The organism is Stenotrophomonas sp. GD03654 (genome assembly GCF_029845105.1).
In the GTDB taxonomy this organism is placed as follows: domain Bacteria; phylum Pseudomonadota; class Gammaproteobacteria; order Xanthomonadales; family Xanthomonadaceae; genus Stenotrophomonas; species Stenotrophomonas africana.
The window spans coordinates 234,884-241,342 of the sequence record NZ_JAOCLC010000001.1; the positions used below are offsets into that span (position 1 = coordinate 234,884).

The 6,459-nt window shown below is 61.9% G+C and carries 9 protein-coding genes and 2 pseudogenes; 2 read left to right on the forward strand and 9 right to left on the reverse strand.

Annotation, left to right across the window (positions count from 1 at the left end; all coding sequences use genetic code 11):
* Positions 1-107: 107 nt before the first annotated feature.
* Positions 108-776: a hypothetical protein gene (locus tag N5J73_RS01075; RefSeq protein ID WP_154352386.1), complete on the forward strand. Its 669-nt coding sequence runs from the start codon at positions 108-110 to the stop codon at positions 774-776.
* Positions 777-805: 29 nt separating this feature from the next.
* On the opposite strand, the gene N5J73_RS01080 is transcribed toward N5J73_RS01075, so the two are convergent.
* The gene (locus tag N5J73_RS01080) at positions 806-1,156 is read right to left on the reverse strand and encodes a DUF2958 domain-containing protein (protein ID WP_154352385.1); all 351 of its coding nucleotides are present in this window, start codon (positions 1,154-1,156) and stop codon (positions 806-808) included.
* A 286-nt stretch (positions 1,157-1,442) separates the two neighbouring features.
* Entirely contained in the window at positions 1,443-1,952 is a 510-nt protein-coding gene (radC, locus tag N5J73_RS01085) for a DNA repair protein RadC (RefSeq protein WP_154352384.1), read from the reverse strand.
* Positions 1,953-2,367: 415 nt separating this feature from the next.
* Here radC and N5J73_RS01090 point away from each other — a divergent pair, with 415 nt between their 5' ends.
* The gene (locus tag N5J73_RS01090) at positions 2,368-2,745 is read left to right on the forward strand and encodes an AlpA family phage regulatory protein (RefSeq protein ID WP_150359710.1); all 378 of its coding nucleotides are present in this window, start codon (positions 2,368-2,370) and stop codon (positions 2,743-2,745) included.
* 16 nt (positions 2,746-2,761) lie between these two features.
* On the opposite strand, the gene N5J73_RS01095 is transcribed toward N5J73_RS01090, so the two are convergent.
* The 7 genes and pseudogenes from N5J73_RS01095 to N5J73_RS01125 all read right to left on the reverse strand — a co-directional run bounded on the left by N5J73_RS01095 (position 2,762) and on the right by N5J73_RS01125 (position 6,367).
* Positions 2,762-3,286, reverse strand: coding sequence for a DNA-binding protein (locus tag N5J73_RS01095; RefSeq protein WP_154352383.1), 525 nt, complete (start codon positions 3,284-3,286; stop codon positions 2,762-2,764).
* Between the two features lie 4 nt (positions 3,287-3,290).
* Positions 3,291-3,566, reverse strand: coding sequence for a hypothetical protein (locus N5J73_RS01100; protein ID WP_150359708.1), 276 nt, complete (start codon positions 3,564-3,566; stop codon positions 3,291-3,293).
* 60 nt (positions 3,567-3,626) lie between these two features.
* Positions 3,627-4,883, reverse strand: a complete 1,257-nt coding sequence (locus N5J73_RS01105) for a tyrosine-type recombinase/integrase (RefSeq protein WP_150359707.1) — start codon at positions 4,881-4,883, stop codon at positions 3,627-3,629.
* Positions 4,884-5,292: 409 nt separating this feature from the next.
* The gene (locus tag N5J73_RS01110) at positions 5,293-5,517 is read right to left on the reverse strand and encodes a hypothetical protein (RefSeq protein ID WP_180738480.1); all 225 of its coding nucleotides are present in this window, start codon (positions 5,515-5,517) and stop codon (positions 5,293-5,295) included.
* A gap of 3 nt (positions 5,518-5,520) precedes the next feature.
* Positions 5,521-5,649 (reverse strand): annotated as a pseudogene (locus N5J73_RS01115) (resolvase); the annotation flags it as partial.
* Positions 5,634-5,804 (reverse strand): annotated as a pseudogene (locus tag N5J73_RS01120) (DUF4158 domain-containing protein); the annotation flags it as partial. The pseudogenes N5J73_RS01115 and N5J73_RS01120, both read right to left, overlap by 16 nt.
* Before the next feature lie 2 nt (positions 5,805-5,806).
* A complete protein-coding gene (locus N5J73_RS01125) occupies positions 5,807-6,367 on the reverse strand; it encodes a recombinase family protein (protein WP_279940470.1) in 561 nt (186 codons plus the stop codon).
* Positions 6,368-6,459: the final 92 nt, after the last annotated feature.

Sequence of the window (6,459 nt, forward strand, 5' to 3'; positions counted from 1 at the left end):
GAAGCCCATCAGGGGCGAGACGCCGCAGGCGGTTCAATGCGAAGCACGACAGCGCGACCGGCCATGTCTGCTTGGCCGGGGACGCACGACCGTCCTACCATCCCTCCATGGAAGAAACCATCCTCAACAACGACGATCCTTTGGAGCACATGCTTCACCGCTCCAATGCCTTGCACGAACGGCTGGATGAATTGCTGGGCAATGCCGAGTTCGATGGATCGCCCCGTGGCGAATCAGCCCTCGGCATGTGCTTGGTGGCTATGGAACATGCGGCGGCAATGCGAGCGTTGATGTCGCTGCGACTGCCCACGTCTGCCGTCGGCCTCATGCGCCTGCAGTTCGAGGCCCTGACACGGGCAATTTGGCTGCTCTACGCAGCTAGCGACACAGCGATCGACAAGTTGCTGGCGCCACTGACGCAGCAGAGCGAACAGGCAGCCAAGAACTTGCCTGGCGCCAGCGAAATGATTGAGCAGATCGGCAAGCGAGTCGGACAAGGCGTGCCGGCAGCCGCGCACCAGATGCTCTCGCACTTCAAGGATGTGACCTGGCACGGCATGAACTCATTCGTGCATGGCGGCATTCATCCGCTGCGGCGTAGTGCCGACGGCTTCCCGGTCGATCTTGCGCTGCAAGTGCTGCGCAGCTCGAACGGTCTGACGACCATGACCGGCATGACGATGGCTGTCCTCACCGGCGATGAAGCCGTGGCCAAGCCGGTGAGCAAGATCCAGCCGGCATTCGCCGACTGCCTGCCGGATCTGCTGAGACCTTGAACGGGGCTTCTTGCGACGCCCCGCGCAAATCATTGGACGATTCGCCCAGCCAGGCGCGCATCACGCGCATAGGCGCTCAACCGCTTTTCGGCCCGGAAAGACAGGTCACGTTCGATTGGCAGGCCCAGCCCGCCGCGCACGGTCGCCAGTTCGCCCAGGCTGACCCAGCCGATTTCCGGCATCCCCAGGCCCAGGTCGCAAAGACCAAAGGCGTGGTCGTGGTCGTCGGGATCAATCTCGGTCAGCAGCCAGGTCGCGCCGGCATCCGGCGTGAACAGCTTGACCACGGGCGCCGGATCGAAGTCCGGGTTCTCCAGTGATTTGCAGCCATTGGCCAGCAGCACGACGCGCTGCTCGTCAGTGATGAGTGCGTTGTTCATGGTGAACTCCTGAAAGGTTGCCGGGCGGAGTTGCCCGACCCTTCCGGGGCACGGCGCAGCGCAAGCAGTCAGGGGTCAACGACGGCCGCCAGGACGCAAGCGCCATCGGCGCGCAGCCCTTGACGGCGAGCACGCCGTGGCACGATGAAGGGAACAGCAAGACCGCCTCCCTTGCACCTTCACGTTCCCCGGTTCTCGGCAAGCGAAGCGCGCAGGCCCGCGCAGACCCGCGCGGGCCGGAGTTGCGCCACCGGACGCAGCAAAAAGGGGGCCGAAGCCCCCTTGGTCAGATCAGGCCGCGTTCGGCGAATGATGTGGTGTTGCCGCCCGCGACGATGATGTGATCCAGAATGCGAACGTCCACAAGTGCCAGCGCCTCCTTGAGCCGCTGGGTCAGTGCCCTGTCGGCCGCGCTCGGCTCAGGATTCCCGCTCGGGTGGTTGTGCGAAACGATGACCGCCGCCGCATTGAGCCGCAGCGCCTGCTTGACCACTTCGCGCGGATACACCGATGCGCTATCGATGGTGCCTCGAAACATCTCGGCATATTCGATCAAGTAATGGTGCGTATCCAGGAACAGCACGGCGAACACCTCGTGCTCGAACCCAGCCAGCTTGGCGCGCAGGTACTCCTTGACCGCCACCGGCGAACTGAATGACGCACCGCGCTGCATCTTGTGCTCGATAGCCTGGCGCGCGGCCTCCAGAATCTGGTCAGTCGTCGCCAGCAGGTAGCGGCCCTGCGCATCACGCACCATCAGTGAGGTATCGAACGAGGAAAAAGACAGTTGCGACATGATCGTGCTCCGGTTGCTTGGGCGGAATTGCCCGGAACCGTCGCCAGCACGGCGCAGCGCAAGCAGTCAGGGGTCGCAGACGGCCGCCAGGACGCAAGCGCGCACAAGCGCGCGCCGCCCTTGACGGCGAGAACGCCGTGATATGGTGAAGGGAACAGCAAGACCGCCCACACCCCGCCCACTGCACACACCCGCCGTTGAGCAAGCGCAGCGCGCAGGCCCAACAGGGCCGAAGGCGTCAGGGATCAAAGCCGGATGGCCGCGATTCGGCACGAAGCGCGGGGCGCAGCCCGCGAACCCGACGGCGGTACGCCGGGACGCAACATCCAAGTACCACATCGAACCCGCTCCACTACGCCGCAGCAAGTTGTCCCGATAGGTATTGAACTTCACCATGTCTCCATGCAGCAGAACCATGGAGTCCGAGGTGGAACAGCTATCGCAAGCCCCCAATACCGCCGGCACCGATGTCGGCCTCCCCTTGCCAGGCACGGATGCCTACGAGGCTTTGCCGCAATTTCCAACGCGCAGTGTCCTTCCCTTCCGTCGCACCATTCGCCGGCAGGAACTGCGGCAGATCGTTCCCCTCGCCGAAACGACGATCTACGAAATGGAGCGTCGCGGTGAGTTCCCACGTCGCTTCAACCTGACGCCACGCTGCGTGGTATGGGACTTGGCAGAAGTGGAAGCCTGGGTCGAAGAACGAAAGCAGGCTCCGCGCGCCGGCGTATCGAAACCGGATGTCCACTTACGAAAAACCCGCCCTGTCCGGGCGGGTTCGAGCGAGGCATAAGGCCAAGCAGCGGCGCTCATCCAATCAAAACCTCCAGTGCCTTGGATGTCGAGCGCGGCAATCGCTGCCCCTCCTTCGCCACGTTGACCTGCAAGGCCACTCGCGCCACCTCAAACACGTCTTTGGCCAGCGAGTAGCTGCCCTTGGCCTGCAACCACGCCAATACGTCCGCCAAATGCCAGATCGACGCGCTGCCTTCATGCACCGGCGCCGGAAAGCTGCCCGGATGCGCCAGCATCAGCTTGCGCATGTTCTGCCGCGACACGCCAACAATGTCGGCCACGTCAGTCAGACCCACCAGATCCGGCGCTACTTCGATCAATCGCGCGGTCGGCGCGGCGCCGCGCACATCGGCCAGCGCGCTACGCACGGCCTCGTCCGCATCCGCTGCCTCGCGGGTGAACTCTAGCGCCAACCGACCCGGCTGCCCAATGCCGATCAAGGCATCGTCGCAGCCGGCTTCGCCCAGGCGCTCCACCAGTGCATCCGTATCGCGGTCGTCGTCGGCGAGCTGGTATTTCAGGGTGAAGGTGTATTCCATCGCGCTACTCCTTGGCACCATCATCAGCGTCGCGCTGCGGCCGGTGCGTGATGCAGTTGTCCACGACGCGCCGCAAGGCGCGCGCGTGGTTGCCGGGATTTTTCGGCGTGCTCCATACGCTGGTGATGCAGAACTCGCCGCAGCGACATTCTTCATCGTTGTAAGGGCAATACATCCGCCCCCAAGCGTGGCTGCCGCCGACTTCGACGCGCCAGCCCTGCCCTTCGGCATGCCTGAGAGCTTCCTCGACATCTTTCTTCGGATGAGGGGAACGAGCCATCAATGATCTCCAGTATGGGGATGAGTTGCTTGGTTGTCAAGTGACAACCAAGCAACTGTTTCAGGCTATCGCGCTCAACGCCGGCACCACCACGTTCGCCGGTAACAGCTTCGGCACGTACGTCTGCCCACCGCCCCAGGCATCGACGAGGTTGGCCCACTCTTGCAGCATGTGGCGCCGCTGCTCGGCGTACTCGGCCTTGTTGTAAACCGAGCGCGAGGAACGCCCGTCCTCGTGCGCCAGGCACTTCTCGATCCAGTCTCGGTTGAAGCCGATTTCGTTCAACAGCGTCGAGCCGGTCCGGCGCAGGTCATGGACGGTGAAGGGTTGCAGCGGCAGTCCCTTGGTCTTTGCCGCCTCCACCACGAGCCCCGTGACGCGATTCAAAGTGGCGTTGGACATGCACCGCTCTGCGTCATAGCGAGACGGAAAAACGAACCTTGATCCCGCCGCGCAGGCGTGCAACGTCACGAAGATGTCGAGCGTCTGGCGCGATAGATAGACCATGTGCGGGTTGCGCCCCTTCATCCGCTGCTTAGGAATCGTCCAGGTCTTGCTCTCGAAATCGACCTCATCCCAGGTGGCGTGGATCAGTTCGCTCTTGCGTACCAGCGTCAGCAGGATCAAGCGCAGCGCCAGCTTGATGGTCGGATAGGTCGCCACCGATTCCATCTGCTGCATGAACAACCGGATCTCCAGCGGAGACAAGGCACGATCTTTCGGCACAAAGGTGGCGATCGAGGCCGCGCCCACGCTGTCGGCGGGGTTATCCACCTTCTCACCGTGGGCGATGGCGTAGATGTAGACCTGCTTCACGATGTCCCGAATCTGTACCGCCGTCGCCGGCGCCCCACGCTCCTTGACCTTGTTGCACAAGGCCCGCAGGTCTTCGGCCTGGATTTCGGTCAGCAGGCGATTCTGGAAGACCGGCAGGATGTCCCGGTCGATGATGTGCTTGCGCATGGCGCGGGTGCTGTCGGCCAGCCTTGCGTTGGCCAGCCACGTCTCCATCGCCGCGCCGAAGGTCTTGATGGCGACCACCCGGCGTTTCTCACGCTGCTTTTCCAGCGCGGGCGAGACACCCTTGAGAACGGCTTTGCGCGCGTCCAGCAGCAGTTCGCGCGCCATTGCCAGCGAGATGCCACCAGGGCCATAGCGTCCGAGGGTCAGTGTCTCGCGGCGGCCGTGGAGCCGGTAGTCGTAGCGGAACGTGATCGTTCCGCCAGGCGATACCGTCACGTACATCCCGTCTCGGTCAGAAGTCTTATAAATCTTGGACTTAGGCTTGAAATTACGTAGTGCGGCGTCGGTCAGCATCGAGGTTTCCTCCGGCATGTGACGGATTTACCGTCAGGTTTTACCGTCAGGGACCTGGAGACCTGCTGATGCCCGGAAAGCCCCATGAAACAAGCTTTCCCGAGAAGGCTTTTACCGTCAAAGACGGTAAAAGTCTGAATAGTGAACGAGAGTGTCTTAATCCGGCCTCGATTTTTACCGTCAGCTCTACCGTCAACTTTTTCTGCTGGCCGGCGATAGCTACCGATAGCTGTTGCGACGTATTTTCTTCTAAATCAACACGTTACGTCAGTTTTTCGATAGCTGGCGATAGTCCTCGAAGGACGTCAATTCACTCCCACTCGATTGTAAACAAGCACATAAAATCCTTTAGTGACAACAGTTTGCAAGCACGGGCAGATTAAGTGCCACGAAAAATACCATGTGCAGATCATGAGGTTGAACACGGCTTGCACCGTCGGCGTTCACGCTCTTGGTCGGCGATCTCGCCCGGCTCCAATGCTAGCTCGGCATCGGTCATGCGCTCCAGCACGTCGCGCAGGCGGATGGTGCAAGGAATGGGCGGCGGCTCGAACTCGTAGCCGCCGGCGATCATTTCGGCCGCGACTTCCTCGGTGATGAAAAACGGCTCATCGTCTTGGTGCGGCTTCGTCATGCCCCTTTCCTCCTGGCGTTCATCCTGGCCGACAGCGGCCAGGGCATCGGCTTCCGTCAATGCGTCCTCCACGAACGCGCCACGCTGCTTCGCTTCGGCCTGGCTGACCTCGGCCCATAGCAGAGCTGAACTGCGAAGCCCAAGCGGTTCGCTGGCCCGCGTCGCAGCCGGATGATGGACATGTCGGTATCGCTGAACGTGTAATGCCGGATCAGGTCGTCCTTGCTGTCCGGCAATGCGAGCAGGCTTTCCCGCTCGGCGGCGGACAGTATGGAGCGACGCGGCATGTTTAGTTTTCCGTCTTCAAATACTGGTACAAGGTTTCGCGGCTGATGCCAAATTCGCGGGCCAGCTTCGCTTTCTGCTCGCCTGCTTCCGCGCGCTGCCGCAATTCACTTACCCGTTCGGGTGACAGCGCCTTCTTGCGGCCCCGATAAGCACCGCGCTGTTTAGCGAGCGCGATGCCCTCGCGCTGCCGCTCGCGGATCAGGGCGCGTTCGAACTCGGCAAACGCGCCCATCACAGACAGCATCAGGTTTGCCATCGGCGAGTCCTCGCCGGTAAAGGTCAGACATTCCTTGACGAACTCGATGCGCACGCCGCGCTGGGTGAGCTTCTGCACCAGACGGCGCAGGTCGTCGAGGTTGCGCGCCAGGCGATCCATGCTGTGCACCACCACGGTGTCGACCTCGCGCACGAAGGTCAGCAGCGCATCCAGTTCCGGCCGCTGGGTGTCCTTGCCCGACGCTTTGTCGGTAAATACCTTGTCCACCCGAACCTGTTCGAGTTGGCGTTCCGGGTTCTGGTCGAAGCTGCTGACCCGGACATAGCCGATACGTTGACCGTTCAAGGATGCCTCCTGCGTAAAGTGTCAGGAAGAAATCTATGATCCTTGACGGCATGTGTCAATCAATTCAAGAAGTGACCTTAAACTGACGCGAC

Excerpts from the sequence above, each read along its gene's own strand:
- N5J73_RS01100 (WP_150359708.1), bottom strand. The coding sequence starts at position 3,566 with ATGGCTCGTTCCCCTCATCCGAAGAAAGATGTCGAGGAAGCTCTCAGG.
- radC (WP_154352384.1), bottom strand. The coding sequence starts at position 1,952 with ATGTCGCAACTGTCTTTTTCCTCGTTCGATACCTCACTGATGGTGCGT.
- N5J73_RS01095 (WP_154352383.1), bottom strand. The coding sequence starts at position 3,286 with ATGGAATACACCTTCACCCTGAAATACCAGCTCGCCGACGACGACCGC.
- N5J73_RS01090 (WP_150359710.1), top strand. The coding sequence starts at position 2,368 with ATGGAGTCCGAGGTGGAACAGCTATCGCAAGCCCCCAATACCGCCGGC.
- N5J73_RS01105 (WP_150359707.1), bottom strand. The coding sequence starts at position 4,883 with ATGCTGACCGACGCCGCACTACGTAATTTCAAGCCTAAGTCCAAGATT.
- N5J73_RS01075 (WP_154352386.1), top strand. The coding sequence starts at position 108 with ATGGAAGAAACCATCCTCAACAACGACGATCCTTTGGAGCACATGCTT.
- N5J73_RS01110 (WP_180738480.1), bottom strand. The coding sequence starts at position 5,517 with ATGACGAAGCCGCACCAAGACGATGAGCCGTTTTTCATCACCGAGGAA.
- N5J73_RS01080 (WP_154352385.1), bottom strand. The coding sequence starts at position 1,156 with ATGAACAACGCACTCATCACTGACGAGCAGCGCGTCGTGCTGCTGGCC.